This window comes from Bradyrhizobium sp. SZCCHNR1098, from assembly GCF_032489375.1.
GTDB lineage: Bacteria > Pseudomonadota > Alphaproteobacteria > Rhizobiales > Xanthobacteraceae > Bradyrhizobium.
Genome location: NZ_JAUEXY010000002.1, coordinates 20,716 through 47,147, shown reverse-complemented (window position 1 = coordinate 47,147; position 26,432 = coordinate 20,716). Strand labels below are relative to the sequence as shown.

Genomic DNA, 26,432 nt, shown 5'->3' with positions numbered 1-26,432 from the left:
ACCGATCGTTCAGAAGCTCCCTTTGTCGTCAACAATCTGCGGCGACCGCGGCCGGACTCTCGCATCACCCGGCAGCGACGGAGACGCCACGGAACTGCGCCGACAGAGCAGCTCGTTGCGCAAGCGCCGCAGCTTGGCCGCGGCGACCGCGGCATGAATGGTCCTGAAGATGCCGCGCAGCGTCTTGATTGGATGCGGCCGCCGGATGGCTCTCAGGCCGATAGCGCCGCGGGCTTCGCGAAACAGGTCAACCGCGCTCATGTCCATTCTCCGTCGGGCCGGCGCCAGATCCGGCCGGCAAGGCGGAAGATGGAGCCCAGCAGCGTAGGAATGCGAGAGAGGCCGAATTCGTCTCGTATAGGAAATCAATAAGTGCAAGGAGGTTCGGCGCTTTCGCGGTAAGCGAGCTTCCACCTAGCGGCCGCGCAGCACCGCGCAAAAAAAAGGGGCGGCCGATCCGGCCGCCCCTTTTGTATCATCGTCGATCGGTCAGAAGATCTTGACCGCGCTTTCCAACGTCTTCCAGACGCCCCAGGCCAGCGGCACGCCGACGAAGGCCCAGAACAGGGCGGCCTTGACGTCGAGGCCGCCCTTGCCGATGCCGAACGACCCGTGCTGGATCGCCGACTCGTTCTTGGCGAGCTCCGCCTGGTACTTCGCGACTTCGTCCGCGCTCATGTTCCACTTGTCATCGACGGGCTTGATCAGGAAGTTGCAGATCAGGCCGGCGAGCAGCATGGCGCAGAGGATATACATCGTCGTGTTGTACAGCTGGTCGCGCGGCACGCCGGCGGCGAGCTGGAACTCGCGGATGTAGTTGACGACCACCGGACCGATGATGCCGGCCGTCGCCCACGCGGTCAGCAGCCGGCCGTGGATGGCACCGACGAACTGGGTGCCGAACAGATCGGCCAGATAGGCAGGTACGGTCGCGAAGCCGCCGCCATACATCGAGAGGATGATGGCGAAGGCCCCCACGAAGAGCAGCTTGGACCCCATCGCTGCGAAGGTCGGCGCCAGCGCATAGAGCACGATGCCGATCAGGAAGAAGCAGTAATAGGTGTTCTTACGGCCGATGTGATCCGAAAGCGACGCCCAGAAGAAGCGGCCGCCGATGTTGAACAACGACAACAGGCCGGCAAAGCCTGCCGCGATGCCCGCGATCGCGGCCTTCTGGCCGGCGTCGAGCTGGTTGAAGCTGACGTCGGGCAGACCGATCAGCTTGCCGGCGAAGATCTCCTGCAGCATCGGCGAGGCCATGCCGATCACGCCGATGCCTGCCGACACGTTCAAGCAGAGCACCCACCAGACAAGCCAGAACTGCGGAGTCTTGTGCGCGTTGTCGAGATGCACATGGTGCTCCGAGATCATTGCCTTCTTGACCGCAGGCGGCGTCCAGCCTTCGGGCTGCCAGCCGACCGGAGCGACGCGATAGGCAAAGGCACCGATCATCATGAAGACGAAGTAGATCACGCCCATCGTGACGAAAGTCTCCCAGACACCCACCGACGTCGGGGTCTTGAAGTAGTTCATCAGCAGGTTGGCGAGCGGAGCACCGATCATCGCGCCGCCGCCGAAGCCCATGATGGCCATGCCGGTCGCCATGCCGCGCCGGTCCGGGAACCATTTCACCAGGGTCGACACCGGCGAGATGTAGCCGAGGCCGAGGCCGATGCCGCCGATGACGCCGGCGCCGACCCACATCATCCAGAGCTGGTGCACATAGATGCCAAGCGCTGCGATCAGCAGGCCGCCACCCCAGCAGCAGGCCGCAACGGCACCCGCCTTGCGCGGTCCGGCCCGCTCGAGCCAGCCACCCCAGACCGCCGCGGAGCCACCCAGCAGTACGAAGAACAGGGTGTACATCCAGCCAAGGCTTGCGACCTTCCAGTCGCAGGTCGTCGTAAACAGCTCCTGCACCAGGGTCATGTCCGGGCAGGCCTGGGTCTTGGTCACGCCGATCGCGCGCGACAGCGGCAGCCAGAACACCGAGAAGCCATACGCCATGCCGATGCACAGATGGATGCACAGCGCAGCCGGAGGAACCAGCCAGCGGTTGAACCCCGCCTTGGCGACCGTGTGCTCACGATCGAAGATCCCCGCTTGCGAGCCCGGGAGCGTGCCCGCGCTTTCAATGGTAGCCATGCATTCCTCCCCTACGGACTCCCGTCCAACGCAACAACGTCATGTTCTGTCCCCTTGATCAGAATCAATACGCCCACTCACCCCGCCCGCTATCGCGTACCAGAGCAGTCCCGCAACGCACAAACGCTCATCATTGGCTCGATGCGCATAACACCCCACCCGAGACGTTATGCCCTCACCATCTTTGTGCCGCTGTTCTGCCTGGCCCGCTCCCCAGCGGGCATGACTCGTCTCCCGCAACCTCCGCGGAAGCGTCTCAATTGGTGCAGAACTGAGGCAAATTGTCGATAGTAAAATGGTAATAATCGGTCGATCTTCGTGGATTGATCGCACTGCAGCGGGAATGTGTTGCTAACAAACACACAAATTCACGTGCAACCAACGCGACCGCCACTCACGGCTGTAGCCACATTGCTCTCGATTACTTTCCGGACGCGTCACGACCATTCCTGATGGAATCAACTAATGAGATGTCCGGGCGATCAGCGACGGGACACGGCTTAAGGCCGCATGCGCGCGCTCGCGGAAACGTGAAGACGAAGCAACTTGTCCTTGCCTGGCAACAGCGGCGCAAGGCTGGACTGAGAACGCGGCATTGTTGTGAGCTCGGGTTGACGCCGCTGCGACGATAGGAAGCAGCACAATCCCTTGACACATCGATGCGTCGAGATCGCACGCACGAACTACGTAGTTCGAGCAACCTGCAGCAGAGGATGTTCACCGCCGCACGGGTCATCCGGCCGGTCCCGCCGCCTTCTCGATCCGAAACAGAATGCCGCGCTCGGTGCGATCGACGCTCTCCACCCGATCTCCGGTCTCCCGTACCAGATTCGGGATGTCGATCACCGCAAGCGGGTCGGTACAGCACACTTCGAGCCGCTCTCCCGCCTTGAGCGTCCGTAACGCCTTCCGGGTCTTCAGCACCGGCAGTGGGCACTTCAGGCCCGTCAGATCCAGCCTCGTCATCATCATGTGCGCGACCATGGCCAAGCGGTTCCGGCACGTCAACCGGGCCGCACCATCACGGGAACCCTGAACTGGGTTCCTGGGATGCCAGAGGAACACTGGCGTTGCGAACTCGCGCGAGTTCCATCACGGAACACCAAGTTTGTCGCACAACGCCAGAACGTCCGCCAGCGGCATCGCCAGATGGTGGACGAGCGCCGCGATCGCCGGGATATCGTCGAGATGAACGCGCGGCAGCGCGGTCTCGACATCGCCGTCGCTGGCGAGCCCGACGATGCCTGGATCATCGGGAAACAGCAGCGGCTTGCCGTTGGCTGTGCGATGCACCTCGATGCGGCGATGCGGCCCGGCCTTGTAGCCTTCGATGACGACCAGATCGACGGGAGACAACTTCGCCAGAAGCTCCGCGAGTGCCGGCTCCCTTGCGCCGCGCAGCTCGTGCATCAGCGCCCAGCGCGTGCCCGACGCGACGAGGACCTCCTCGGCGCCAGCCTCGCGATGCCGCCACGAATCCTTGCCGGGAACGTCGACGTCGAACTTGTGATGGGCATGCTTGATCACCGAGACGCGCAGTCCCTGCCCCTTGAGATGAGGAATCAGCCGCGTCAGCAGCGTGGTCTTGCCGGCGCCGCTCCAGCCGGCGAGGCCGATGACTTTCATCGCGGTCTCCAGAAAAGCCCCGGCGCTTTCGCACAGCCAGGAGCGCGGAATCGATCGATGGCCCGAAGGCCGGGTGGAACGCCATGTCCACGCTTCGCGCTTGTCATGCCAGCAGCCCCGCGGACCAGGCAAGGCCCGTAAGCGAGGGGCATGCCGGTGCGGCCGCCCCGCAGGCGCAAATGGTGGATCGTGCGCGCCCAACGCTGACGCCCTGGCAGCAGTCGTGGTAACGAACCCGCGATGACAGCCATGACCTCGACTTCGATCCCCGGCGTGCTGCTCGCCGGCGGTCGCGCGCAGCGGATGGGCGGCGGCGACAAGCCGTTGCGCATGGTCGACGGCCGCACCATCCTGGAGCGCGTGATCGCGCGGCTGGCGCCGCAGTGCAGCCGGCTGATCCTCAATGCCAATGGCGACCCCGCGCGCTTCGCAGGCAACGGCCTGACAGTCGTGCCGGATGGTGTCGTCGGCTTTCCGGGCCCGCTCGCCGGCATTCTCGCCGGCCTCGACTGGGTTGCGGCGCACATGCCGGAGGCACGGTGGATGCTGAGCGCCGCCGGCGACTGTCCATTCCTGCCGCGTGATCTGGTCGCACGGCTGGCGACAGCGCGGGCGGCGGAGCAGGCCGAACTGGCGTTGGCGGCGTCCGGCGGACAGATCCACCCAGTGATCGGGCTGTGGCCGGTCGGGCTGCGCGAGGACCTCCGCCACGCCCTGGTCGCGGAGGACATCCGGAAGGTCACCCGCTTCACGGCGCGCTACAAGGTCGCGACCGTGAGCTGGCCGTCGGTTCCGCTGGATCCGTTCTTCAATGCCAATACCGCGCTCGACCTCGCCGAGGCGGAGCGGCTCGCAGCTCTCGAGGATTGAGGACGCCTGATGGACGCGACAACCATGGTCCGCCGCGCCGTGCTCGCCGTTGCCGTGCTCAATCTCGGATATTTCGGCATCGAGTTCGCCGTGGCGTTGGCGATCGGCTCGGTGTCACTGTTCGCCGACAGCGTCGACTTTCTGGAAGACGCCTCGGTCAACATCCTGATTGCGCTGGCGCTGCGCTGGAGCCCGCCGCGGCGGGCGCTGCTCGGCAAGGTGCTGGCGCTGATCCTGCTGGCGCCGGCGATCGCCGGACTGTGGACCGCCGGCGAGAAGTTCTTCACGCCGATCGTGCCCGCACCGCTGCCGCTCACCGTGACCGGCCTCGGCGCGCTGATCGTCAATCTCGGCTGCGCGCTGATCCTGGCGCGGGTCAGGGACCACCGGGGCAGCCTGACCCGCGCCGCCTTCCTGTCCGCACGCAACGACGCCTTCGCCAACATCGCGATCATCGCGGTCGGTCTCGTGACCGCCTTTGTGTGGCCCTCGATCTGGCCCGACCTGATCGTGGGCGTCGGCATCGCACTGATGAACGCCGACGCCGCACGCGAGGTGTGGGAGGCTGCGCACGAGGAGCAAAAGACCGCCAAGGCCTGAACGGCCGAGGAGCCTGCGCGCGTGAGCGACGACCTCGCTGCTTGCGGCATTGCAGCGCACAGGATCGCTCCACCGCTCCGCCGTCCGGCACGATTGACGGCCGCCCTGGATTGATTGCAGATAGGCGGACCGGCCGGCAGAGCCGGAACAAACAACGGCATCATGCCGGTATCGGTGGAGGACTGATTGCAACTCAGCTGCTTGAAGCGGGCGGCGTGGGCCGCAGCCGCGCTGCTGGTCACGACCGCCGCGCAGGCCGAGATCTCCGACAACGTCGTCAAGATCGGCGTGCTCAGCGACATGAACGGCCCGGCCTCGACGCCGACCGGACAAGGGTCCGTCACCGCGGCGCAGATGGCGGTCGATGATTTCGGCGGCAAGGTGCTGGACAAGCCGATCAGCGTCATCGTCGGCGATCATCAGCTCAAGCCCGACATCGGCGCGGCGATCGCGCGCCGCTGGTACGACACCGAGCAGGTCGATCTCATCGTCGACGTGCCGGTCTCCGCGGTGGGCCTCGCCGTGCAGACCATCGCCACCGAGAAGAAGAAGCTGTTCATCACCCAGTCGACCGGTTCCGCCGATTTCCACGGCAAGTTCTGCTCGCCCTACGCGATGCAATGGGTGTTCGACACCCGCGCACTCGCCACCGGCACGGCGAAGGAGGTCGTCAAGCGCGGCGGCGACAGCTGGTTCTTCATCACCGACGACTACGCCTTCGGCCATTCGCTGGAGCGCGACGCGTCGAGCGTCGTCACCGCCAATGGCGGCAAGGTCGTGGGCGCGGTGCGGCCGCCATTCGCGACGCCGGATCTGTCGTCCTTCATCCTGCAGGCGCAGGCCTCCAAGGCCAAGATCATCGGCATCGCCGCCGGCCCGCCCAACAACATGAACGAGATCAAGACCGCATCCGAGTTCGGCCTGCTCAAGGGCGGACAGCAGATGGCGGCTTTGCTCGCGCTGGTCACCGACATCCATTCGCTCGGCCTGCCGGCGGCGCAGGGGCTCCTGCTCACCACCTCGTTCTACTGGGACATGGACGACAAGACGCGGGAATGGTCGAAGCGCTATTTCGCCAAGATGAACCGGATGCCGACGATGTGGCAGGCCGGCGTCTATTCCGCAGTCATGCACTATCTCAACGCCATCAAGGCGGCGGGCAGCGACGATCCGCTCGCGGTCGCCGCGAAGATGCGGGACACGCCGGTCGAGGACTTCTTCGCCCGCAACGGCAAGCTGCGCGCCGACAATCTCATGGTGCACGATCTCGTGCTGGCGCAGGTGAAATCGCCGGAGGAGAGCAAATATCCCTGGGACTACTACAAGATCCTCGCGACCATCAAAGGCGATGACGCGTTCGGGCCGCCCGATCCGGCGTGCCCCTTGATCAAGAAGTGAGGGCGCCGCAACGATGAAGGCATCGTCCCGGCGAACGCCGGCGTTCGACGGGACGACAGCGGTTCACTTGGCAACGCCAATCTCTTTCAAATATCGCATCACGCCTGGATGGATCAGTGCGAGATCGGGCGCTGCCGCAACGGTGTTGGCGGCCGTGGTCTCGCAGGCCTGCGCCAGCGTCCTGCACAGCGCGGCTTCCGCGCCATGCAGCGTCTTCGCCAGCCGGTAGGCAACGTCGTCGGGCAAGGTCTCGCGCACCAGCACGAAGCTCCATGACCCGATCGAATCGATCGCCGCGTCCTGCCCGGCATAGCTGCCGGCGGGCACCGTCAGGGCCTTGAGGAAACCGTGCTTCGCCCTGACCTGCGCGATCTCCTCGGCGGACGGCGCGATGAAGCGGGCACCGCCCGGCGCCTTGGCCATCGCCGCGAAGCCGGGCCAGCCGATGCCGGCGCCCCACAGCGCCGCGGCGCGCCCGTCCTGCACCATGGCCGGGCCGTCGCCAGCACGGTCGAGATAGATCGCCTTGAAGTCCTGGTCCTGCTGCAGGCCGAGCCCGTCGAGCATGTAGCGCGACATGATCGGCAGGCCCGAGCCCTTGGCGCCGAACACCACCGTCTGGCCGACGAGATCGCGGATGCTGCGATAAGGACTGTCGGCGCGCACCACGAACAGGCCCGGGCTGGAAAAGATCGCGGTCAGGATCTTGAGCCGCGTCTTGGGGCGGTCGATGCCCATGAAGGCCTGGTAGGCCGGCTCGCCGGCGACGAGGCCGAGATCGAGCTCACCCTGCTCCAGCAGCGGAATGTTCTCGTTGCTGCCCTTGGTGTTGCGCGTGACGATCGCAAGCCCGGCATCGGCGTCATTCAGGGCCTTGGCAAAGGCATCGCCATAGAGCGGAAAGCCGCCGCCTGGCGTCGCGGTCCCGAGACTGATCGTGAGCTTGCTGATGGCGTTCCCTCCCTGCTGCGCTGCGGCGGCGCTGGACACCAGCGCAACGGCAAGGCCGAGCATTCGCAACGACGTCATGAGCCTGCCTTTCCCTGCCTGCGCGTCCGACACAAGCTTGTATGCAAGCGTGCAGATCTATGGAAGCATGTCGCCAAAGACGACGACAAGAACTTCGGGAGGACGAGATGAAGTGGGCGCGCACGTTCCTGGCCGGCCTGGTGGTCACGGCATGCCTGGCGATACAACCGGCCGCGGCGGCCTACCCCGACCGTCCGATCCGCTGGCTGATCGGCTTTGCACCGGGCGGGCCGGTCGACATCGTCGCGCGCATCATGGCGCAGTGGCTGTCCGATCGGCTCGGCCAGCAGGTGGTGGTCGAGAACCGCACCGGCTCGGGCGGCAACATCGCTGCAGCCGCCGCGATCAACGCGCCGCCGGATGGCTATACGCTGCTGTTCGTCGCGCCGAACAACGCGATCAGCACCTCGCTGTACAAGAAGCTGCCCTACGACTTCATCCGCGACACCGTGCCGGTCGCCAGCATCATGCAGCTCACCAACATGCTGGTGGTCAGCAACGACGTGCCGGCCAAGTCGGTGAAGGAGTTCATCGACTATTGCAAGGCGAACCCCGGCAAGATCGCCTTCGCCTCCTCCGGCAACGGCACCTCGGTGCACATGGCGGCCGAGCTGTTCAAGGCGATGACCAAATGCGACATGCTGCACGTGCCCTATCGCGGCTCGGCGCTGGCGTTCCCGGACATCATCTCCAACAAGGTGCAGTTGATCTTCGACAATCTGCCGACGGCGCTGGAGCAGGCGCGCGGCGGCAGCGTGCGCGCGCTCGGCGTCACCTCGCCGCAGCGCTGGCCGACGGTGCCGGACGTCCCGGCGATCGCCGAGACCGTGCCGGGCTACGAATCGGTCGGCTTCTACGGCATCTCGGCGCCCAAGGGAACGCCGCCTGAGATCGTCGAGATTCTCAACAAGGCGGTCGGCGAGGCGCTGAAGGACCCCAAGCTGGTGGCACGGCTCACCGAGACCGGCGGCATCCCGCGCGCGATGACGCCGGCGGAGTTCGGCAAGCTGGTCGTCGACGAGACCGAGAAATGGCGCAAGGTGGTGGAATTCGCCGGGGTTTCGGTGGACTAGCGTCGCGGCGGGCCGAGACCGGGCCGGCGGCGACGGCGGCGCGCCAAAACGATCCGGTAGCGGCATTGCCGGATGGCTGGCCAGGCTGTAAACGGAGCCCGAACCGTCGTTGGGGTTCCCACGCCGCGCCGGACAGGCCCGCTCCTGCCCGCCGCCAGCAAGACCTCCGCGCCGCGGGGCCTGTAGCTCAATGGTTAGAGCCGACCGCTCATAACGGTCTGGTTGCAGGTTCGAGTCCTGCCGGGCCCACTCGCAAAGTCAATAGTCTACGGCTTGCGGGCCAAGTGCCTCTCCAGGTCAACCACTGTTTCGACCACCGATACGTTCTGCTTGCGGTCCTTTGACGTAATCGCGGCCGCGGCCTCGCGCATGTAATCCGGATGATGATGGCCATATGTGTCGAGCAGTACCTTGACCGACATTCCGAGAAAACCTGAGGCCTGCCAGGGGTCGGCGCGCCTCTGCATGAGCCACGTCGCTGCCGTGTGGCGCAGCGTGTGCGGCGAGATATTCCCCTCCCTCAGCGACAGCCCTGACAGCCGCACCGCGGTCGCAAATCCAGTTCTGACGGATTTGACCGGCTGGCCGTTCCATTCGACGAATGTGCGAACGCACTGCGCCGCGCCGCGTCCAGCGCCGCATGTGCGCCAAAAGCCGTCCTGGTATCGGTACTGGAGGCTGCCGCTTGTTAGTCGCTCGCTTGCCCTCCGCGAGGCGATAGAAGATCCCCCGATCGAGATCGACGAATGACCGGCCTCCGTCGCGCTCAGGCGAAGCCGACGCGATGGCCCCAGCGCGCGTACCAGTGTACAACCCGATCAGCAAGAAACGGGCGATATGGCGCAGCGGCCGCCGGCTCGGAGAATTCCTCCATGCGGCGACTGGCCAACTGCGAGCAAGGAAGTCGTTGCCGGGATGGAGACCTGCTCGGCCCAACGCCGGATGCGGTCAACCTACCTTGCTCATGACGTTGACCAGATCGGCATCGGCAGGCGCGTCGGCAGGAACCAGGGTCGGAGAGGTCGCACGTTGTGGCCGCACGGACTGAGCCGTGGCGACAACGCTCGAGCGGCCGACGATGATGTGGGCGGTGATGACAGCCGGAACGCCGAGCCCGAACGCAATGTGGACCGTGCTGATCCAGGGCCGAAGCGCTTCGGATCCGACGTAGTAGAGCCCGAACGCCGTCGCGATGAGCAGACCATACATCGCGAGGCTGACGATACCGGTCGCTCGATTCTTCCCGGCACGCCACGCGCGCTGGACGTGCACGGGACCGAGCGCCCCAAGCAGCATCAGCGTCACCATTGCAGTTCCGCCATGCATGCTCAGCAGGAATGCGGCGGCCTGCTGCCACATCTCGCTGTCCAGCTCCGTGCGGGTCTTCATCTGATCGGCATAGATCCACAGCGCCCCGCTGGTGAACAAGAGTCCGAGAATTCCGTAGAGGGCGAACCGAAACAAGCCTTTAAGCCGCATGCTGGTGAACTCCTTGCCAGTCCGGTGTCGTATGAATGGCGCCGTTCGCCGCAATCAACATCGCGCTCGCCTGGAAGCGCGCCAGTGGCGCCGCAGCCTGTTGGCCAGCCACCATCACGACCTTGGTGAGGGCGTCGGCAACCATGCAGGTTGGCGCGCTCACGGTGGCGCCGTGGGCCACCCCTGTGGGCAGCCGGGTCGAAGGCGTGACGACCGCTGTATCCATTGTTTCCATCGATCGAAACGGGTCGAAGCGGCGCGCCGACGACGCGAGCGCCCCATTGCTTACTTCGACCTGGCACAAAAGCCTGTCTGGGAAACGCGGGTCGCGAATGTGGACGATGCGGGCATCGGGCCCGAAGGCGGCGAGGTCCCCACCTGCATTGACCATTGCGGAGCGCACGCCGCGGCTCTGCAACGCCGCGATCGCGCGGTCCACGGCGAACCCCTTGGCGATGCCGCCGAGATCGATCTTGACGGCGGAATCGCGGAAACGGACGCGGTCGTCGGCGAGCAACTCGATCGCAGTCGACTGCGGGACATCCGCTTGCGCCGTCGAGCCCACAGACGGCCTTCCCGCGCCGGCGACGGCAACGTCGAAGGCGCCGTCGGAGTGATGGGTCACATCGAGCGCCATCTTCAGCACGGCGTAGGTCCAGGAATGCACATTCACGACGCCGCTCGATGCCGCGCGGTTCAGCCGCGACACGTCGCTGTCGGGATCGTGGAAACTCATCAGCCGATGCACGTCGGTCACCGCGGAAAACGCAGCTTCAACGGCATTCTCCGCATCGCAGCGGTGTGCATCCGTGACGTCGATCTCGACGAATGTCCCGAGCAGAGCCCGTGCTCGTCGAAGGCTAGCGGAAGTGGCTGGCATGATACGACAGCACCTTCTTAACGCCCTCGGTCAAGTGGGTCGAGGACAGCGTGGCGCCCGAGATGTTGCGAATGTCGGAGTTGATGCGAAGCTCGTTCTGACTGCTCTTGCCGACGAACTGACCGAGCCAGCTGGCATCGTGCACCTCGCCGCCATAGGATTCGCGATAGTTCAGAATGTCGACGCGACGCACCCGCCCGTCGGGTCCGACGGCAACCGTGTAGTCGATCAGGAGGTGCTTGCCGACGACGTGATCGTAATAGAAGTAGCCGCCATTGCTCGCCTTCCATACCCTGCCCGGCTGGACTTCGGAAAAGCTGGCTCCCGGAAAAGCGGCCTTCTGCGCCTCTTCGACGCTCATGTACTGAATGGCATGGGCCGGTGCGGCGATCGACATGACGGCCACTGCGGGCGCCGTCCATTTCAACCAATCGCTCATCTCGTCCACCTCAACTTTGTTTCCATGGTACGCCCTCCCTCGCCGAACGCATTTTCGTCTTCTCAGGGCATCAATCGCTGTCAACCTCTCCTGCGAAGCCGTCTAAACGGCAGCAGCGACGCTCCGAACCATCCAGTTCAGTGCGACAATGAACCCGAGCGATCGATCACACTTTGCCTCGGCAACAGCCCTACCCGTTCGCGGGTCTGCCTCCGTCCTTGCGACGTTCGCAACCAAGCGCGCTGCAAATGGCTCCGAATGTCAGTCGAGAGAGTAGTGTTTCGATTGCGGCGAATTGCCACGTCGATGTTGGCGATTTGCCGGAGCGGCTGAGGAATAACAATGTTGCTGCAGATCGCCACATCGCGGGGACCGCGCTCGTGCAGCTTGCGGCACGCGAGCCTGACATTTCAAAGTCATGCAAAGACGTTTGCAGCCGTTTAGACCGATTCAAAATGCGTAATTCCTTCTTCGAACCGGACCTGGAAAGCGCGTCGCGTTTGGCAGGCGATCGTCCTTCGCGGCGGTAAGGCGGCCGCGCAAGAGCATCGCTGCGCACAAACGAAGGTCGGCGCCGCAGATGTGGCGCCGACCTCGTGAACGACATGGCAGAAGACCGCTGCCGCAACTACCACGGCATCTGGTTCATTGCCTCCCATGGATTGCCGCCATAGGGCGAGGGCACGACCTTGATCTTCGCCATCATGCCTCCGTCCTCATGTTCGAGAATATGGCAGTGATAGACGAACTCGCCGACCTGTGAGAACGGGATATCAATCACCACGGGCTTCGACGTGCACTGCCCGTTCCGCCACTGCTCGATGCTGCAGACCCCGCTCTGGGATTCCATTACTTCCGGGACGTTCGGAGTCGCGACGCCGAGCGGGACGTTGTCCTGCAGCATGCCCCCGCCGATGCTCCTGTTCAGCGATACTGATAGTGGCGTGTTCTCCCCCGCCTTGCTGTTGACGGTCCGGAAGCGCGTCTGGTGAATGTGGAAGTTGTGATTTTCCGTCGACAGCTGCACCAGCTCCCAGGTCTCGTGGACGGGGCGCTGTCCCGGCGCGAGCGGCAGACAGACGATGTTCTGCGACGGGTCGAACTGGCTCACCGGAAGCTGGGTGCCGGGCACCGGGTTGCCGTTCTGATCGACCTCCTCATAGCCGAGACCGAAGGTGCCGTCGTCGGTCAGGTCGGCGATGCCGAAGAAGATCCGGCGGCGATGTCCCGCCGGCAGCGGACGGCAGCCGGCACGCAGCGGCGCAGCGTTCGCATACGGCACCTTGGCATCGAGGATGCCTGATGGCTGCATGGTCGCCAAGGCGTCGCCCCTGATGTCCATGGCGTAGGCGATGTGGTTGCGCCAACCGCGCTGGTGGAAGTGCACCTTGGCGAGATCGACCGCCGGCCACTGATCGCCGCTGCCCATCGTCAGTCCGGCCATCTTGAAGGTCGCGGAAGCAGACCGCCCGAGGCTGGCGATCGCACCCGTCGCGGGATCGCGATAGGTGACGAACACTTCGGTGCGCGAGCTCGGCATCATGACCATCTGGGTGACGCAGACCGGCTTCGAATGGAAGCCCGACGTCGGCGACGGCGGACAGGGAACGACCCTGAAGCGGGCGCCGCCGAGACGAACCATGGTGTCCATCGTCGTATCCTGCGGCAGGTTCACGCTCACGCCGTCGACCGAGATCAGCTGCATGACCATCGGCTTCTGCGTCTCGTCATCGGTCAGCTGAAGATTGTAGGACAGGCTGCCGGACGCATTGGTGAGCCGCCAGATCTCGCCATCGGGATCGGTGACCTTGATCTTCGGGAACGTCTGGCCGTTGACCGTGAAGAACCATTTGCCGCCGGAGAAGTTGGAGCCGCCATCGGCCGACAGATCGACGCCCGGGCACGACCCTTCACGCACTTCGGAGCTGCCTGCCGGAAACTGGGCGCAGAAGCCCGGATCCTGCTGGTTGATCACCTCGCCCGGCTGGACGTCCACCGGACCGCTGTCGAACTGCACCGGGCCGCCGGGCGCGACCTGAAGATCCTTCAGAATCAGATGGCGCACGCTCGCGTCCGGAAACGGCGAATGCCTGGCATCGCCATGCGCGTAGTCCGAGACCTCGCCGACCGAGATGATGCCGGCCAGCCCCTGCGAGACCTGGTTGAGCGAAATGCCATGGATGTGCGGGTGAAACCAGAACTGGCCCGACGGGTGGTTGCGCGGAATCTCGATGCGGAAATCCGCGGAGTCCATCTTGTTGGAGCCGTGCTGGTGGGTGGTCTGCGGCACCGGCATGCCGTTGGCCGAGTTGAAGACCTGGACGAAGACGTAGTCCCCGAAGGTCTGGTCGGTCAGCGTCGGCGCGCGCGGCTCGACGATCAGCCCATGGGTATGAAGGTTGGTCGGGTTGCGAAACAAATTGGCCTGACCGGGATCGGTGTTGTGATTCACCTTGGCCGGGTCGAGCTGCGGCAGCTGGTTCACCAGCCTGATCTTCAGCGTATCCCCCTTCTGCAGGGCAAGTCGCACGCCCCCGTAATCCGCCACCGCAGCACCAGCCGGGCATTTGTCGCCGGATGCCGGCCGCTGGCAGATCTCGTAGACCCAGCCGGTCGGATTCATGGGCGCGCCGCCAGGCGGGGCAAAGGTAATCGTCGAGATCGGCTTGGGACGCGCGATCATCAGCAGATCCAGCACACCGCGCGAGCTCCTGAACACCGTCGGCTCGGCCAGATCATGGGCCTGAGCCGCTGCCCCTGCAACGGTCAAGCCGGCCAACACCGCCGCCGCTGATGTCAGTGTTCGCAGAGTTGGTTTGTGCACACGCCCGACTAACATGCCTGATCCCCATCTGGCTCGAGATACACCCGGTAAAAGCGATGACGGTCTCCGGCGCGTGACAATCGAATGAGTCGTCCGAACTCATCAGCAGATCGACCGCCATCGTCCCCTCAGCTTCGTCGCTATGGACGTCGGGTGGCTCCTTTGTGACGATTTTCTTCGTTTTGTGAGAATTGCCGACCGGCGTTTAAGAATCGATCTAACAACATGGCCGGCCGCTTGCGTTGTGCGCGTGGCGGACAAGCGTCGACACAAAAACGACAACCCGCCCTCGTAGCTCGCGATGGATCTCTCTAGATCGTGCCGGACGCGGACGCTGTCGGACGGATTTGTGAGTGCCCTGCTCCAAGGAGACCGAAGGATGCTGCTTGCTGTTGTTCTCGCATGGGCCTGCAATGTGACCGGCATTGCCTGCGGAGCGCCGACCACCGAGATCATCCAGAAGGCCTACGAGCAGGAAGCGCCGTCATCCGGCGTGCGCCACGACAAGGGACTGAGGATCGTCGAGGCGACATGCGACAAGGGCGGCGAGGGCGGGCGCTTCCTGTGTCAGGTCTCGTTCGTGTCAGAGGACGACCCCGATAAGCGCCTGTATTTCGACATCGTCTCCGCCGCTCTCACGGACAAGGGATGGGTTCTGACGAGCGGATTGTGCAAGCGCTAAGCGCCGTCTGGCACAGGCCGAAACGGCCGTGATCGAGAGCGTGCCGGCGCGGACTGCAGGCGCCCATCGACGCGCCCCGTTCCCGGTCGGATCGCTGCTTACAATTGACGGCGCCCCGAGCGCTGGCGCTGGTGCATCCGAAGCAGCCTGGACTCGGGCGACAGATAGGGCGGCCCCGCTTGAGCCAGCGGAGGCGCCGTGGGCGTCGATGGCATCTGCGCAAGGCTCTCGCCGACCGTGTTCGCCGGCTGGCCCGGCGCCGGCGCGAGCGTGAGAACGGTAACGTCCTCGCCCCTTTGCAGCGTGACGGATCTCGCCTCTACGAGACGCAGCGTCCAGCCCTGATAGTCCGCACCGGTTCTGATCCGCAACGCGGTCTTGCTGCCCGGGTCGACGAAGACGGCGAGGCCGCGATCACCGTTCACAACGGTGCCGACAAGTGAGAGCTGCGGCCGTTCCGGAACGGACGCCTCCTGCACCACCGGAGCGGCCACGACGGCCGGCGGCGGGACATCGGTCGGCGGAGGGCTGCGAGACGGCGAGAACAGCGGGCGTTCGCGCGTTGCCGACAGCTGCTCGAGCGGAATGCCCCACAATGGGTTGCCGGTGCGCGACGGCGGTCGCTGCGCGATGGACGAGGCTTGCGCCGATCCGCTCGGCTGTTCGGCGGAGACCGCTTCCGAGACGTCCAGGCCGGTCGAATGAGCGATGCCGAACGCCGACCCCACCGCCAGAACGCTGCAACAGCCGATCATGCAAAGCTTGGCGAGACTGCTCATTGCGGGCCCTGCCACTGTCCAGAGACCGTGATCAGCACGCGCAGTTTTCCGCTGGATGCCGCCGCGGGGGCGTGCCCCTCGACGACCAGCTCGTCGACGAACAGACAGGGCATGCCGGCCTCCAGATCGTAGAGGATCGGCTGCAGGTCGGACTGACCGGCCTCGAAGTTCGCGCTCCCGCTGATATGACCGTCCTTGGCACGGGGGCCCTGCACATCGAGCTGCGACGACGACACGCTGCCGCCATGACGCGTCACCACGTCGCCGAGGCGCTGCAGCAGCGCTGCTCCTGCTACGGTCACGGTCGGTCCTTCGAGAAAGGCCGATCCCGTCATGCCGGCATCGCCGTTGCTGTCCTGACGCGCGGCCGCCATGCTGTGGGCGTCCAGCAGGTGGAGTGTATCGGCGAGCGAGGTCACTTCGCTGCGCTGATCGATCATGCTCTTGATCGACAGCACCGTGACCGAGATCAGCACGATCAGCAGTCCCGCATAGGCGACCGCGGCGATCGAGGGCGATGCGGAATTATCCGTGACGAGCTTTGCGACGCTCATGTGCCAAGTCCAAAATGGGGCTTGATGCCAGCTTCGATATGGAACCGTTCTCCGGGATCCTCAGCCGAACGCGTGGTCGGCGCGAAGAAGGTCGCACGCGTGAAGTGCGCCGACTGCTCGATTAATTTGACCAGCGCCGGCGCGTCCTGGGTCATGCCGACGATTTGCATCCTGTCCTTCTCGATCCGCAACTCGGTCACGTAGGTGTTGTCCGGTAGGATCCGGGACAGCGCCTCCAGCAGCACGACCGCTGCGGGAGTCTCCTGCTTGCGTCGCATCAGGCCACGCAGCGCGGCACTGTCGGCCCCTTGCAGATCGAGGCGCAGCGCTGCGCGCCGATCCGAGATCTTCTGCGCGAGCTGGCGTTGCTGCTCGTCCAGATGTCCTCCCAGCAGGCTCGTTGTCGCGAACGACAGCGCCGCCGCGAGGGCGGCGACCATCAGGAGCGCGGTGAGGACGCGACTGATACGGCCGACGTCGAACGCTCCCTCCAAGCGCTGCTCGGTCAGCCTCGTTTCGCTGAACGCAATGAGCCGGTCGTCACGCGGCGTCGGCGCCGTCTCGGGCGCAGCAAACAGGACGATCGATCCGGCACGCCAGGACTCGGCAAGGCGAATGAGCGGATCCAGCTTCGCTCTTGGTGCTGCGATCACCATGGTCCGGATGCGCTCACCCGATATCTCTACTGGCGCAGTCCTGCCGAACACGGCCTCTTCGGCCGACCACGGCGTCAGCCGATCGAGCTGCGAGCGTATCATGGCATCGAGAAACTCGACGGCCCGCTTGGGCAGATCGAGCGGCCGCCACAGGAAGCGGTCCGATCTCAGCACCACTTCGATCCGGCTGCCGCGCAGGACTGTCTTCCAGCTCTCGGGAAGTGCGGGAAAGGCCTCGTGGCCGTCCGGCAGACGAACGCGACAATCCGGCGGGACCGGTCGCCGAGGCCGCGCGACCATCCGCATGATGAAGACGTTCCGTTCGGTCTCGATCAGCCGAATCCCCGGCCTGATATTGAGCCGGCCGATCGCGGCGACGATGGTTTCGGCGACGGAGCCGATCCAGGCCGCCAGTTCGTGGCGCACTCTCGTCGACATCGTCATCTCGGCGCCCTCCCCGCTTGTTTGAGCATCCCCGGAGCATCGACGTCATCGCGCCACGACAGCACCCGGTAAGGATCGTCACCATCGCCCAGCAGGATGACCGCCTCCGTTGCGGCCCGGCGACCGCCGTCAAAGCCGATCGTGATCCACACGCGGACGGCATCGGCGACCTCCAGCGTCGCTGCGGCGCGTGCGGGACCGAGCGCCGCGTTGAGCGACCTGACGTCTCGACGCAGGCCGGCTCGCTGCTCGAGGAAGCTCTTCAGCTGATCCGGCGTCATTCCGGGAAGCGCGGCCACCACTTCGGGGGCGGCCTCCAGCGGGTCGACCTCCCTGCGGCCGCTGAAGACGGTCACGAAGGGCATCGCCTTGTCGACCAGCGCCGGCGGCAGGTTGAGCACCAGCCGAAGCTCCTCGACATTGGCGAACGGCGCGGTGCGCGGCATGTAGTCCGCACCGGCTGTGCGGTAGAGATCGCGCTCTGCGTCCGCGCCGGTCTCGGCCGGCGGCGTTCGCCAGCCGACGATCCGCTCGGCATATTCGCCGGCCCTGCCAGCGCGCGCGCCGAGACCCTCTAACAAGGCGGCCAGCATCTGCTTGGAGGCATGATTGAGATCGATGCGAGCTGCTTCCGACCGAAACGCGACCGAGACCTGCGCATGATCGAGCCGGAACGAAAAGGCCCCGGCAGCGGGGCGCTGCGGCTTCGGCAACGCCAACAATTTGTAGGCCGCAAGCTCCAGGCCGGCGGGGACCAGCGCGGCGGATCGCAGGCGCGCATCGTCGAGCGACAGCCGCTGGGCGGTGCTGACGAGATAGACGGACAGGGCTCCCGCGAGTCCTGCGAGCGAGACAAGGAGCCACAGCACCGCCACGAGGACGAAGCCACCTTCCCGATCATCGGGATCAGCGTCTCGCGGATGGCTGTCTCGGCACATGATCATTGCTTCGATGCCGCGGAGGCACGCCCGACCGTCGCATCGGCGGAAAGCGCCTGCCTGTCGCAATTGGTGTCCGCGGGCCGGCAGACGCTGTCGGCCGGTGCCGAGACACGAATGACCGCGATCCGCGACAGCGACGGCGCGCTCCCGCGGCTTCCGTCATGCACCGTCACCCGCACGGCTGCCGGCAGCTTCTCTGCATTGCGCCACGACGGACTCCAGATCCGGTCGGCCCCCGCATAGGCGAACGACACCCGGTACGGCGCCTGCAGCAGCACGACCGGATCGGCGAACTCCCAGGCGGACACACTGCCAGGTGCGAAGGCCGCGCGAGTCCGCGTCAACGCCACGTCGTCGCCACCGCCGCTTTCGGCGATGCGGATCACATCGAGACCCCGGCCCCGCTGCGGTCCGAGCGCCGTTCGGACGAGCGTGATCGACGTCTCCGATCCGTCGAACAGAACGGACCTGGCCTGTCCATCGGGCCTCATGAACTCGGCGGCCGCGATATCGGCGGCAATGCGGTCGAGCGCCACGCTCACCGATTCGCTGCGCTGGATGCGATGCAGACCGCGATTCCAGTTCGGCAGCCATTGCGCCGTGATCGCGAACAGCGCGGAGACCAGCAGCCCCATCACCACCATTGCGACGAGGGCTTCGACCAGCGTGAAGCCTGCTCGACGATCGTTGACCCGTGTCGTCATCACTCGGCCCGCCTCCGGAACAGCCGGACGGTTTCCAGCTCCATGGTCGCGCCCGATGGCGATCGCACCTGGAGCATGATCTTCTGCGGGATCCAGGCGGATGCGCCGCCCGGCGCGCCGATATCGACGGGGAGGGGCTCCGCCTGCGCGCGCCAGAGATGTGCCGTCGCCTCCCCCGACTGCGTCGGAGATGCTGGCGGCAGGCGCGACGGAAAGGCCAGCCACAGCGCGTCGTAGGCGGCCTGCACCAGCGCGACGTGCTGCTCCAGCTTCCTGCTGCCGCGCGCCGAGGACCCCATGAGCGCACCGATGGCGACGAGCGACACCGCCATGATCGCGAGCGCGACCAATGTCTCGATCAGGGTAAATCCTGCCGTCGCCCTATCGGCTCGACAGACCAGTGCGCGGGACAATCTCGATCCCTCCTGTCAGCCAGTTGACGCGAATTTGGTAGCCCGCATCGAGATGGGTGAGCGTGATGACGCCGCCGCATGACATGCCCGTTCGGAAGAAGCTGATGGTCTGGAATGCGGGCCGGTCGTCGCAGCGGCGCGGCAGCACCGTTTCGACCCGCACGTCCATCGGCAAGCGAACGACCTGCCCGTTCGCGCCCGAGCTGAGCGAGCGCGCCTGCGCGTCAATGCGCGTCGCGACCTCGAGGCCTCGCCTGATGGCAGCGTTCCGATCGGCCTTCAACAGCGCGGCAGCCTCGACGGCATAGGCCTCGAGTTGCGGCCGCGAGGTCTGCCGCGATACGGCGGGGACCACGACGGACGCCAGCAGCGCGATGATCGCGAGCACGCACACCACCTCGATCAGAGTGAAGCCGGCCTCGCAGCCGTCGCGGCCCCCCATTGCTATCTGGCACCGATCGTCATCGACGAGGAGATGTCAGCGGCGAGATCCACGCCCCCCTCCTGCCCGTCCGATCCGTACGACACGATCTCGTAGGGCACATGCTGCCCGGGCGAGCGGTAGACGTAAGCGTGGCTCCAGGGATCGCTCGGGACGCTTCCTCCCTTGAGATAAGGTCCCGCCCAGCCTGGGATGGTCGAGGCGGGCCGGACCAGCGCGGTCAGGCCTTCCGACGAGGTCGGATAGCGGCCGGTGTCGAGATAGAACAGATCGAGCGCGCTGGAAAAACTCTGAATCTGAATCCGGGCCGTCTTGACCCGGGATTCGTTCAGGGAGGACAGCACACGCGGTCCGATCAGACCCATGATCATTCCGATGATGGCAATGACGACCAGCATCTCGACCAGCGTGAAGCCGCTCTGAGGGTCGTCGCGCGCGGTGCGTCTCCGCCGCGCGGTGCCGCTGATCCCTGCCTGTTTCATGCGATGGTCCATCTTGGGCTACCCGACGAGTTGCGTCACCGACAGGAGCGCCGTCATCACCGAGACGATGAGACCTCCGACGACGGTGCTGATGAGAATGATCGCAGCCGGACCGACGATGCCGACGATCCGATCGAGGCCGCGTTGCAGCTTCGCCTCGTAGAACTCGGCGATGCGGCCGGCGAGGACCGGAAGCTGCCCGGTCTCCTCACCGATCCGGATCATCCGCGTCGCCATCGCCGGCAGGATGTTGGTCGCTGCCAGCGCCTCCGACAACTTGCCGCCGTGACGAACACGGTCAGCGGCGGCGTTCCACGCTGCACCGCTGCCGGTGACCGACATGATGTCGACCAGGATGCGCAGCGTCGCCGTCAATGTCAGCCCGCTGCCAAGCAGGATCGCGAGATTGCGGCAGAAAACGCTCGTGCGATACGACCGGAACACGGTCGCGAGGCCCGGAAGCCGGCAGACCCGCGCGATCACGGCAGCGCGCACGCTTGCGCGGCCAAGGAGAAGGAGAGCGGCAGCAATCAGCGCGCTCGCCGACAGCGCGATCGCCGCGCCGTTGCCGCGGACGAAATCGGAGATGTCGAGAAACGTGTTGATGGCGGCGTCGGACCTGGCGCCGAAATCGCGCAGCACCGCCGAGAACTGCGGCAGCACGACGATGAAGAAGAACAGCATCACCAGAAAAGCGGCGATCAGGACAAAAAGCGGGTACTGCATCGCGTCGCTGAGCTTGCGACGCATGGCTTCCGCGCGCGCCCGCTCGGCGCCGAGCACATCGAGCACGTGATCGAGAGTGCCCGAGACCTCCCCGACCCGCACCAGCGCGACATACATCGCGGGAAACTGCAAGGCATGATGCGTCAGCGCTTCGGCGAAACTCTCTCCGGCCAGAACGCTGGATCGCAACCGGCCGATGATCGGACGCAGCCGCCCGATATCGGCGTCGCCGGCCAGCAGTTCGAGCGACTCCTCGAGCCGTGCTCCGGCCTTTAACAACAGCGCCAGATCGCGCGTAAAGGTCGTGACATCGCCGTGGGTCGGACGGCCGAGCAGCGCAAGCATGTCGCGCGCGACGAAGCTCGCGGTCCTTTCCTCGATCGTCTCGATCGGCAACAGCCGCAGATACTCGATCCGGTCAATCACCTCCTTGGCCGTCGCAGCCGAGATCGTGCCGCGCACCACGTCGCCGTTCTCGGTCAGTGCGCGATAGCGGAACTTGCTCACCGGCTCACCGTAACGTTGTGACGCGCAGAATTTCGGCGACCGACGTGGCGCCTGCCCGGCACTTCGCGACGCCATCGTCGAGCATCGTGGTCATGCCGTTCAGAATGGCGCTGCGGTCGATCACGGCCGCATCGGTCGTGCCCTGGATCAGCGACCGGATCTCCGGATTCAGCTCCAGAACCTCGAAGATGCCGAGCCGGCCGCGATAGCCGGTGCCGCCGCAGCGCACGCAGCCCGCCGGCTCGTAGACCGTCTCGCCGACGTCGAAGCCCACCGCGGCATAGCGCGGGTCCGCGCAGAGATCGTCGGCGCTCAGCATCCGCTTCGACCTGCAGCGCTCGCACAGCCGGCGCACCAGCCGCTGCGCGATCACCGCGCGGAGCGTCGAGCGCAGCAGAAAGTCCTCGACGCCGAGATCGAGCAAACGCGGCACAGCAGCCGCGGCGTTTTCGGTATGCAGCGTGGTCAGCACGAGATGGCCGGTCAGCGCGGCATGGACCGCGACATGGGCGGTCTCGCCGTCGCGCACCTCGCCGACCATGATGACATCGGGATCCTGCCGCACGAAGGACCGCAGGGCGGAGGCGAAGGTCAGCCCGATCGATGGCTTGACCTGCGATTGGTTGATGCCCGGTATCTCATACTCGACCGGGTCCTCGATGGTGAGGATCTTGCGCGTCGGCTCGTTGAGGATCGACAGCGCGGTGGCGAGCGTGGTGGTCTTGCCGCTGCCGGTCGGCCCGCAGATCACGATCATGCCGTGCGGCAGCGCCAGCAGGCGGCGGAGCGATCGGTCGTCGTGGGGAGAAAAGCCGAGCTTCTCGATCGCGAGCAGACCCCGGTCCTTCGGAAGCAGCCGGATCACCGCCGACTCGCCATGCTGCGTCGGCATCACGGCAACGCGCACGTCGAGCTCGAAGCGGCCGGCGCGGAGCCGCGCAGCGCCATCCTGAGGCAGGCGCCGTTCGGCGATATTCAGCCCGGCGACGATCTTGATGCGCGAGATGACGGCTTGGGGCAGCACGCCGGACGGCTCAGGGAGCGGCTTCAGCAGGCCGTCGACACGCATCCGGACCGATAGCCCGCTCCGCATCGCCTCGACATGGATGTCGCTGGCGCGCAGCTCCACCGCCCGCTCGAACAGATCGTTGACCGCGCGTACCACCGGCGCTCCGGTGGCGAGGTCGCGCAAGCCCTCGATGTCGTCGTCGCGCAGCTGCGGCTCAGCCGTTTCGTTGCGCGCCGGTACCTTGTCCTCGCCGGCGAGCCGGTTCAGCGCGGTGGCAACATCCTCGGCGGAGGCGACCACCAGTCCGACCGCAGTGCCGAACACCAGCTCCGCGGCGCGTGCCGCTGCGGTGTCGCGGGGATCCGCCACCGCAAGGCATGGTCCGTGCCCGGCGGATTGGAACGGGAAGACCATCGTCTCCCGCAGGAAGCGCCGTGAAAAATGTTCTGTGAGCGGTTTGGACGCCAGCAAATCGGACAGCGCGATCCGAGTCAATCCGAGCTGCCGCGCGATGTCGTCGGCGGACTCGGGACCTGCGGGATTGGTCGCCGTCGAAGATCCCATCCCCGCGCTTTCCTGCGCCGCAGCGCCGACCCGTCCAGCGGCGAGCCGGACCGGCCCGCGGCTATCCCGCAGATCGTCGGCCAATCGTAGAGGAGGAGTCGAGCTCATGGCGCGTCCCGTGACGGATCGTTGTCGATCACTTCATTGCCGAGGTCCGGACTGCTGAACAGTTCGTTCTCGATACCAAAGATGACCCTTCTGCGGTCAGCTGATTAGAACAACTACAAACCAGAAATCGATGCGGTCGCGCGACCTCCGCCGGGCTGCGTCGGCCGCCATTCGAGCGCGAGCCGCTGGCCGTCGGCGATCTGATCGGGCGACATCTTGAACGCGACGGCGTCCCGGATTCGCAAATAGGGTTCGCGCAGACGATTGGACGCTGCGGCCGCTGCAAGATTGAGCCATTTGTAGGCCAGCACGAGGTCCTGGCAGACGCCATACCCCTTGTCGTAGCTCAGGCCCAAGAGGTGCTGCGCCGTCGGATCGCCGCGCTCGGCGGCTCCGATATAGAGATCGACCGCCGCCTCGTAGGACTGCGGGACGCCGAACCCGTTTTCATACATGTAGCCGAGCGCGGTCATGGCGCGAGGATGTCCACTCTGCGCCATCGGCGCCAACGCTGCGGCCACCCTGACATAATCGCCGCGCGCCAGCGCGGCCCATGCGTCTCCGCGCGGCCGCGCGTCGGCCGCGGCGATGCCGAAGGCGAGCGCCAGAACAGCGAAGGCCGTTGTCGCATGCCGCATCATCGATTGACCCGCGGAGTCTGAAGCGCACTTGTCGAGACAGGCCTGATCGTGCCGCGCAGCTTGGAGCGCAGCTCCTCGGCGACGTAATGGGCGTCGGTCCCGTCGCGGATGATCTGGGGGCGAATGAAGATGATCAGCTCGGTCCGTCCGCGGCTGCGGTCGTTGTTGCTGAACAGGTCGCCGAGGCCCGGGATCTGGTCGATCCCCGGAATGCCACTGCGGGTGCCCTGATGGGTCTCGCTGATGAGACCGGCCAGCAGGACGGTCTGGCCGCTGGCGACTGCGACCGAACTCTTCACCTTGCGCTGCGCAACCGTCGGCGTGAGGCTGTTGGCGGTCTGCGGCGAGACGTTGCTGATCTCCTGCTCGATCTCCAGCCGGACGTTGCCGTTCTCGTTGACCCGCGGAGCGACCCGCAGGATGATTCCGGTGTTGCGGTAATCGATCGTGTTGACGACCGTGTTGTTTGTCGTGAGCACCGTCGCGCTGCCGGTCGACACCGGCACCTGATCGCCGACCTGCAAAGTCGCCGCCTGGTTGTCGATCACCACCAGCGATGGGTTGGACAGCACCTTGACGTCGGTGACCGTATGCAACGCGCTCAGGATCGCGCTCGGCTGGGATTCCGACCCGACCAGGAAATTGAACCCGGGGAAAGCGCGGCTAAGAAAGGCGTTGGTGATCGTTCCCGCGGCCGAGGCAACCGTTGCCGGCGCCGATGTCGAGGTGGTGTTGAGCGCTGACCCCTGGTCGGGCTTCAGGCCGAGATTCTTGCTGGTGAGATAGGCCTGCACGCCGTAGTTCAGCGAATCGTTGAGCGTGACTTCGGCGATCGTCGCGTCGATTGCGACCTGCAGCTGCGGACGATCGCACTGACGCAGGGTGGCTTCGATCAGCCGGTAGTTTTCCCTGTCCGCGTAGATGAGAAGCGTGTTGTTGACGACGTCGGGCGTGATCCGCACGCCCTCCATGAGCGGCTTGCCGCCCGAACCCGATGCGCGCGATTCCGATCCCGTATCAAGGCCGGCCTGGGTCGGCGGCGGCGCCCCGCCGAAGCCGCGGTTGGCGACAAGGCCGGCGTTGCCCTGCTGCTGGCTCGCGAAGCCGCCCGACTGTGCCGTCGTGCCGGCGGCCGAGAGCCGCTCGCTGCTCGAGCTCGACGATGCTCCAGACCCAGGAGCGAGGTCCGAGGACGACGCTTCGGCCGCGCTGCCCGCGTTTCCGGTGAACATGTCATTCAGCACCCGCGCCATCTGGCGCGCCTCGCCATACTTGACACGGTAGACATGCACGCTGTTGCGCAGCGTGTTTCCGGCATCCAGCCGCTTGATCCAGGTCTCCGCCGTGTGCAGCAGCGCCGGCTTGCGGCTGATGACCATGACGGCGTTCATCCGGCTGACCGTCTGGAACTTGACCATGTTCTGGCCGAGCCCGCTATCGCCGGTGTCCATGATCTTCTCGAGCTCGGCGACGATCGGCTCGGGATTGCCATTGACGATCGGAAAGATCCCGACCGACTGTCCCCGCATCCAGTCCGCATCGAAGCTCAGCGCGGCATCGATCGCGGTGCGGCGCTCGGCGCCGGTCCCCTGAATCAGCAGCAGGTTGCGGCCCGGATCGGCCCGCACCGTGCCCGGCTTGAGCGCAAAGCTGTCGAGCAGCTTCAGCAGTGTCGGGGCGGAGACATATTGCAGCGGCAGCACGGAGATGCCGTAGCCGGGCTCTGCCGAGCCTCCGGCGGGATCGACGTTGCCGGCGCCGACCGCGTCGCCGAGCGGAATCAGCCGGTATCCGGAGTTGTCGCGAACCAGCGCCGTCCCCGAGAGCCGGAGCGCGTTCTCGAGCACGTAGGCAACGTCCGATTTCGGGACCGGGCGCACCGAGGACAGGCTGACCGTTCCCTGGATCCTTGGATCGATGGTGTAGCCGACGCCGAGGACGTCGCCGAGCACGACCTTGGCCACCGTCGCGATCGGCGTATTCTCGAAGTTCAGCTCGAACCCGTTGCCAACCGGCTGCGAATGCGCCGCCACCTGCTGGATCGGAAGCGAGCCCGCGGCCGGCGCTTCCGCTCGCGCATCCCTGGCATCTCGTGCATCGTCGTTGCCACCATAGATTTCGGCACGGGCGCGCCGCGCCGCCGGCGACTGCTCCGGCATCGCCTGCCTGGGATAGCGCGGCGAAAGGTCGATCCGGCCCACCTTGTCAAGCACGTCATCACCGCGGCTATCGCTGCCGAGCGTCGCCGGGTTGCAGCCCGCCAACGCGATCGACGTCATGACCAGCGTTGCGAGCGTGCGGCATCGCAGCCAACCTGCGCTCAAATCAGCAATCTCAACCACTCGCCCGCCCACCCGATCTGCCGAGTCCGTTCTTCGTTTCGAGGCACGCCCGGGCGGAGAGCGGCTGCTTTCCGC

General features: G+C 65.7%; 26 protein-coding genes, 1 tRNA gene and 1 pseudogene. 6 read left to right on the top strand and 22 right to left on the bottom strand.

Features of this window, described 5'->3' with window-relative positions:
* Positions 1-9 precede the first annotated feature (9 nt).
* From QX135_RS04455 to mobB, 4 genes are all read right to left on the bottom strand, one after another.
* Positions 10-261 (bottom strand): hypothetical protein, encoded by a 252-nt coding sequence (locus tag QX135_RS04455; protein WP_316233968.1) that lies wholly within the window; start codon positions 259-261, stop codon positions 10-12.
* Positions 262-489: 228 nt separating this feature from the next.
* Positions 490-2,145 (bottom strand): OFA family MFS transporter, encoded by a 1,656-nt coding sequence (locus QX135_RS04450; RefSeq protein WP_315771955.1) that lies wholly within the window; start codon positions 2,143-2,145, stop codon positions 490-492.
* A gap of 732 nt (positions 2,146-2,877) precedes the next feature.
* Positions 2,878-3,117: a sulfurtransferase TusA family protein gene (locus QX135_RS04445; protein WP_315738740.1), complete on the bottom strand. Its 240-nt coding sequence runs from the start codon at positions 3,115-3,117 to the stop codon at positions 2,878-2,880.
* Between the two features lie 120 nt (positions 3,118-3,237).
* Entirely contained in the window at positions 3,238-3,771 is a 534-nt protein-coding gene (mobB, locus tag QX135_RS04440) for a molybdopterin-guanine dinucleotide biosynthesis protein B (protein ID WP_315738683.1), read from the bottom strand.
* 240 nt (positions 3,772-4,011) lie between these two features.
* On the opposite strand from mobB, the gene mobA reads away from it, so the two are divergent.
* From mobA to QX135_RS04425, 3 genes are all read left to right on the top strand, one after another.
* A complete protein-coding gene (mobA, locus tag QX135_RS04435) occupies positions 4,012-4,641 on the top strand; it encodes a molybdenum cofactor guanylyltransferase MobA (protein ID WP_315813773.1) in 630 nt (209 codons plus the stop codon).
* 9 nt (positions 4,642-4,650) lie between these two features.
* Entirely contained in the window at positions 4,651-5,241 is a 591-nt protein-coding gene (locus QX135_RS04430; RefSeq protein ID WP_315775891.1) for a cation transporter, read from the top strand.
* Positions 5,242-5,427: 186 nt separating this feature from the next.
* Entirely contained in the window at positions 5,428-6,639 is a 1,212-nt protein-coding gene (locus QX135_RS04425) for an ABC transporter substrate-binding protein (protein WP_315738686.1), read from the top strand.
* A gap of 63 nt (positions 6,640-6,702) precedes the next feature.
* Here QX135_RS04425 and QX135_RS04420 read toward each other — a convergent pair whose 3' ends face one another.
* A complete protein-coding gene (locus QX135_RS04420; RefSeq protein WP_315738687.1) occupies positions 6,703-7,668 on the bottom strand; it encodes a TAXI family TRAP transporter solute-binding subunit in 966 nt (321 codons plus the stop codon).
* Between the two features lie 107 nt (positions 7,669-7,775).
* Here QX135_RS04420 and QX135_RS04415 point away from each other — a divergent pair, with 107 nt between their 5' ends.
* Both QX135_RS04415 and QX135_RS04410 read left to right on the top strand, forming a co-directional pair.
* Complete coding sequence (locus QX135_RS04415) at positions 7,776-8,741, top strand: tripartite tricarboxylate transporter substrate binding protein (RefSeq protein WP_315782067.1); 966 nt, start codon at positions 7,776-7,778, stop codon at positions 8,739-8,741.
* A gap of 176 nt (positions 8,742-8,917) precedes the next feature.
* Positions 8,918-8,990 (top strand) — tRNA-Ile (locus tag QX135_RS04410).
* Between the two features lie 17 nt (positions 8,991-9,007).
* On the opposite strand, the pseudogene QX135_RS04405 reads toward QX135_RS04410, so the two are convergent.
* From QX135_RS04405 to QX135_RS04385, 5 genes and pseudogenes are all read right to left on the bottom strand, one after another.
* Positions 9,008-9,596 (bottom strand): annotated as a pseudogene (locus QX135_RS04405) (tyrosine-type recombinase/integrase); the annotation flags it as partial.
* Between the two features lie 93 nt (positions 9,597-9,689).
* A complete protein-coding gene (locus QX135_RS04400) occupies positions 9,690-10,220 on the bottom strand; it encodes a hypothetical protein (protein WP_316177192.1) in 531 nt (176 codons plus the stop codon).
* Positions 10,210-11,100 carry an FAD:protein FMN transferase gene (locus QX135_RS04395; RefSeq protein WP_315738690.1) on the bottom strand — a complete coding sequence of 297 codons (891 nt, stop codon included), beginning with the start codon at positions 11,098-11,100 and terminating at the stop codon, positions 10,210-10,212. The genes QX135_RS04400 and QX135_RS04395 overlap by 11 nt, the downstream gene beginning before the upstream one ends.
* Positions 11,081-11,539 (bottom strand): FMN-binding protein, encoded by a 459-nt coding sequence (locus QX135_RS04390; protein WP_315715594.1) that lies wholly within the window; start codon positions 11,537-11,539, stop codon positions 11,081-11,083. Before QX135_RS04390 ends, QX135_RS04395 begins: the two co-directional genes overlap by 20 nt.
* Before the next feature lie 628 nt (positions 11,540-12,167).
* Positions 12,168-14,162 (bottom strand): multicopper oxidase domain-containing protein, encoded by a 1,995-nt coding sequence (locus QX135_RS04385; protein ID WP_316177297.1) that lies wholly within the window; start codon positions 14,160-14,162, stop codon positions 12,168-12,170.
* A gap of 580 nt (positions 14,163-14,742) precedes the next feature.
* Here QX135_RS04385 and QX135_RS04380 point away from each other — a divergent pair.
* Entirely contained in the window at positions 14,743-15,045 is a 303-nt protein-coding gene (locus tag QX135_RS04380; protein ID WP_316177194.1) for a hypothetical protein, read from the top strand.
* Positions 15,046-15,143: 98 nt separating this feature from the next.
* On the opposite strand, the gene QX135_RS04375 is transcribed toward QX135_RS04380, so the two are convergent.
* From QX135_RS04375 to gspD, 12 genes are all read right to left on the bottom strand, one after another.
* Positions 15,144-15,824, bottom strand: coding sequence for a hypothetical protein (locus tag QX135_RS04375; RefSeq protein ID WP_316177196.1), 681 nt, complete (start codon positions 15,822-15,824; stop codon positions 15,144-15,146).
* Positions 15,821-16,378 (bottom strand): type II secretion system protein GspM, encoded by a 558-nt coding sequence (gene gspM / locus QX135_RS04370; protein WP_315738695.1) that lies wholly within the window; start codon positions 16,376-16,378, stop codon positions 15,821-15,823. Before gspM ends, QX135_RS04375 begins: the two co-directional genes overlap by 4 nt.
* Positions 16,375-17,472, bottom strand: coding sequence for a PilN domain-containing protein (locus QX135_RS04365; RefSeq protein WP_316177198.1), 1,098 nt, complete (start codon positions 17,470-17,472; stop codon positions 16,375-16,377). Before QX135_RS04365 ends, gspM begins: the two co-directional genes overlap by 4 nt.
* A gap of 2 nt (positions 17,473-17,474) precedes the next feature.
* Entirely contained in the window at positions 17,475-18,416 is a 942-nt protein-coding gene (locus QX135_RS04360) for a type II secretion system protein GspK (protein ID WP_316177199.1), read from the bottom strand.
* A 2-nt stretch (positions 18,417-18,418) separates the two neighbouring features.
* A complete protein-coding gene (locus QX135_RS04355; RefSeq protein ID WP_316177201.1) occupies positions 18,419-19,123 on the bottom strand; it encodes a prepilin-type N-terminal cleavage/methylation domain-containing protein in 705 nt (234 codons plus the stop codon).
* Positions 19,123-19,524: a type II secretion system protein gene (locus QX135_RS04350; RefSeq protein ID WP_316186368.1), complete on the bottom strand. Its 402-nt coding sequence runs from the start codon at positions 19,522-19,524 to the stop codon at positions 19,123-19,125. The genes QX135_RS04355 and QX135_RS04350 overlap by 1 nt, the downstream gene beginning before the upstream one ends.
* Entirely contained in the window at positions 19,505-19,978 is a 474-nt protein-coding gene (locus QX135_RS04345) for a prepilin-type N-terminal cleavage/methylation domain-containing protein (protein ID WP_316177204.1), read from the bottom strand. The genes QX135_RS04350 and QX135_RS04345 overlap by 20 nt, the downstream gene beginning before the upstream one ends.
* A 2-nt stretch (positions 19,979-19,980) precedes the next feature.
* Positions 19,981-20,460: a type II secretion system major pseudopilin GspG gene (gene gspG, locus QX135_RS04340; protein ID WP_316177206.1), complete on the bottom strand. Its 480-nt coding sequence runs from the start codon at positions 20,458-20,460 to the stop codon at positions 19,981-19,983.
* Positions 20,461-20,478: 18 nt separating this feature from the next.
* A complete protein-coding gene (locus QX135_RS04335) occupies positions 20,479-21,693 on the bottom strand; it encodes a type II secretion system F family protein (RefSeq protein ID WP_316177208.1) in 1,215 nt (404 codons plus the stop codon).
* A 4-nt stretch (positions 21,694-21,697) separates the two neighbouring features.
* Entirely contained in the window at positions 21,698-23,374 is a 1,677-nt protein-coding gene (locus QX135_RS04330; RefSeq protein ID WP_410052006.1) for a GspE/PulE family protein, read from the bottom strand.
* A 113-nt stretch (positions 23,375-23,487) separates the two neighbouring features.
* Positions 23,488-24,015: a tetratricopeptide repeat protein gene (locus QX135_RS04325; protein WP_316177212.1), complete on the bottom strand. Its 528-nt coding sequence runs from the start codon at positions 24,013-24,015 to the stop codon at positions 23,488-23,490.
* Positions 24,012-26,369: a type II secretion system secretin GspD gene (gene gspD / locus QX135_RS04320; protein ID WP_316177214.1), complete on the bottom strand. Its 2,358-nt coding sequence runs from the start codon at positions 26,367-26,369 to the stop codon at positions 24,012-24,014. The genes QX135_RS04325 and gspD overlap by 4 nt, the downstream gene beginning before the upstream one ends.
* Positions 26,370-26,432 lie beyond the last annotated feature (63 nt).

What these genes read in the sequence shown, in the direction of transcription:
- mobB (WP_315738683.1), bottom strand. Translation starts at nt 3,771, where the DNA reads ATGAAAGTCATCGGCCTCGCCGGCTGGAGCGGCGCCGGCAAGACCACG.
- QX135_RS04400 (WP_316177192.1), bottom strand. Translation starts at nt 10,220, where the DNA reads ATGCGGCTTAAAGGCTTGTTTCGGTTCGCCCTCTACGGAATTCTCGGA.
- QX135_RS04450 (WP_315771955.1), bottom strand. Translation starts at nt 2,145, where the DNA reads ATGGCTACCATTGAAAGCGCGGGCACGCTCCCGGGCTCGCAAGCGGGG.
- QX135_RS04355 (WP_316177201.1), bottom strand. Translation starts at nt 19,123, where the DNA reads ATGACGACACGGGTCAACGATCGTCGAGCAGGCTTCACGCTGGTCGAA.
- QX135_RS04380 (WP_316177194.1), top strand. Translation starts at nt 14,743, where the DNA reads ATGCTGCTTGCTGTTGTTCTCGCATGGGCCTGCAATGTGACCGGCATT.
- QX135_RS04345 (WP_316177204.1), bottom strand. Translation starts at nt 19,978, where the DNA reads ATGGGGGGCCGCGACGGCTGCGAGGCCGGCTTCACTCTGATCGAGGTG.
- QX135_RS04445 (WP_315738740.1), bottom strand. Translation starts at nt 3,117, where the DNA reads ATGATGATGACGAGGCTGGATCTGACGGGCCTGAAGTGCCCACTGCCG.
- gspM (WP_315738695.1), bottom strand. Translation starts at nt 16,378, where the DNA reads ATGAGCGTCGCAAAGCTCGTCACGGATAATTCCGCATCGCCCTCGATC.
- QX135_RS04360 (WP_316177199.1), bottom strand. Translation starts at nt 18,416, where the DNA reads ATGTGCCGAGACAGCCATCCGCGAGACGCTGATCCCGATGATCGGGAA.
- gspG (WP_316177206.1), bottom strand. Translation starts at nt 20,460, where the DNA reads ATGAAACAGGCAGGGATCAGCGGCACCGCGCGGCGGAGACGCACCGCG.
- QX135_RS04385 (WP_316177297.1), bottom strand. Translation starts at nt 14,162, where the DNA reads ATGAATCCGACCGGCTGGGTCTACGAGATCTGCCAGCGGCCGGCATCC.
- mobA (WP_315813773.1), top strand. Translation starts at nt 4,012, where the DNA reads ATGACAGCCATGACCTCGACTTCGATCCCCGGCGTGCTGCTCGCCGGC.
- QX135_RS04375 (WP_316177196.1), bottom strand. Translation starts at nt 15,824, where the DNA reads ATGAGCAGTCTCGCCAAGCTTTGCATGATCGGCTGTTGCAGCGTTCTG.
- QX135_RS04430 (WP_315775891.1), top strand. Translation starts at nt 4,651, where the DNA reads ATGGACGCGACAACCATGGTCCGCCGCGCCGTGCTCGCCGTTGCCGTG.
- QX135_RS04395 (WP_315738690.1), bottom strand. Translation starts at nt 11,100, where the DNA reads ATGCCAGCCACTTCCGCTAGCCTTCGACGAGCACGGGCTCTGCTCGGG.
- QX135_RS04455 (WP_316233968.1), bottom strand. Translation starts at nt 261, where the DNA reads ATGAGCGCGGTTGACCTGTTTCGCGAAGCCCGCGGCGCTATCGGCCTG.
- QX135_RS04330 (WP_410052006.1), bottom strand. Translation starts at nt 23,374, where the DNA reads ATGAGCTCGACTCCTCCTCTACGATTGGCCGACGATCTGCGGGATAGC.
- QX135_RS04325 (WP_316177212.1), bottom strand. Translation starts at nt 24,015, where the DNA reads ATGATGCGGCATGCGACAACGGCCTTCGCTGTTCTGGCGCTCGCCTTC.
- QX135_RS04420 (WP_315738687.1), bottom strand. Translation starts at nt 7,668, where the DNA reads ATGACGTCGTTGCGAATGCTCGGCCTTGCCGTTGCGCTGGTGTCCAGC.
- QX135_RS04415 (WP_315782067.1), top strand. Translation starts at nt 7,776, where the DNA reads ATGAAGTGGGCGCGCACGTTCCTGGCCGGCCTGGTGGTCACGGCATGC.
- QX135_RS04365 (WP_316177198.1), bottom strand. Translation starts at nt 17,472, where the DNA reads ATGTCGACGAGAGTGCGCCACGAACTGGCGGCCTGGATCGGCTCCGTC.
- QX135_RS04390 (WP_315715594.1), bottom strand. Translation starts at nt 11,539, where the DNA reads ATGAGCGATTGGTTGAAATGGACGGCGCCCGCAGTGGCCGTCATGTCG.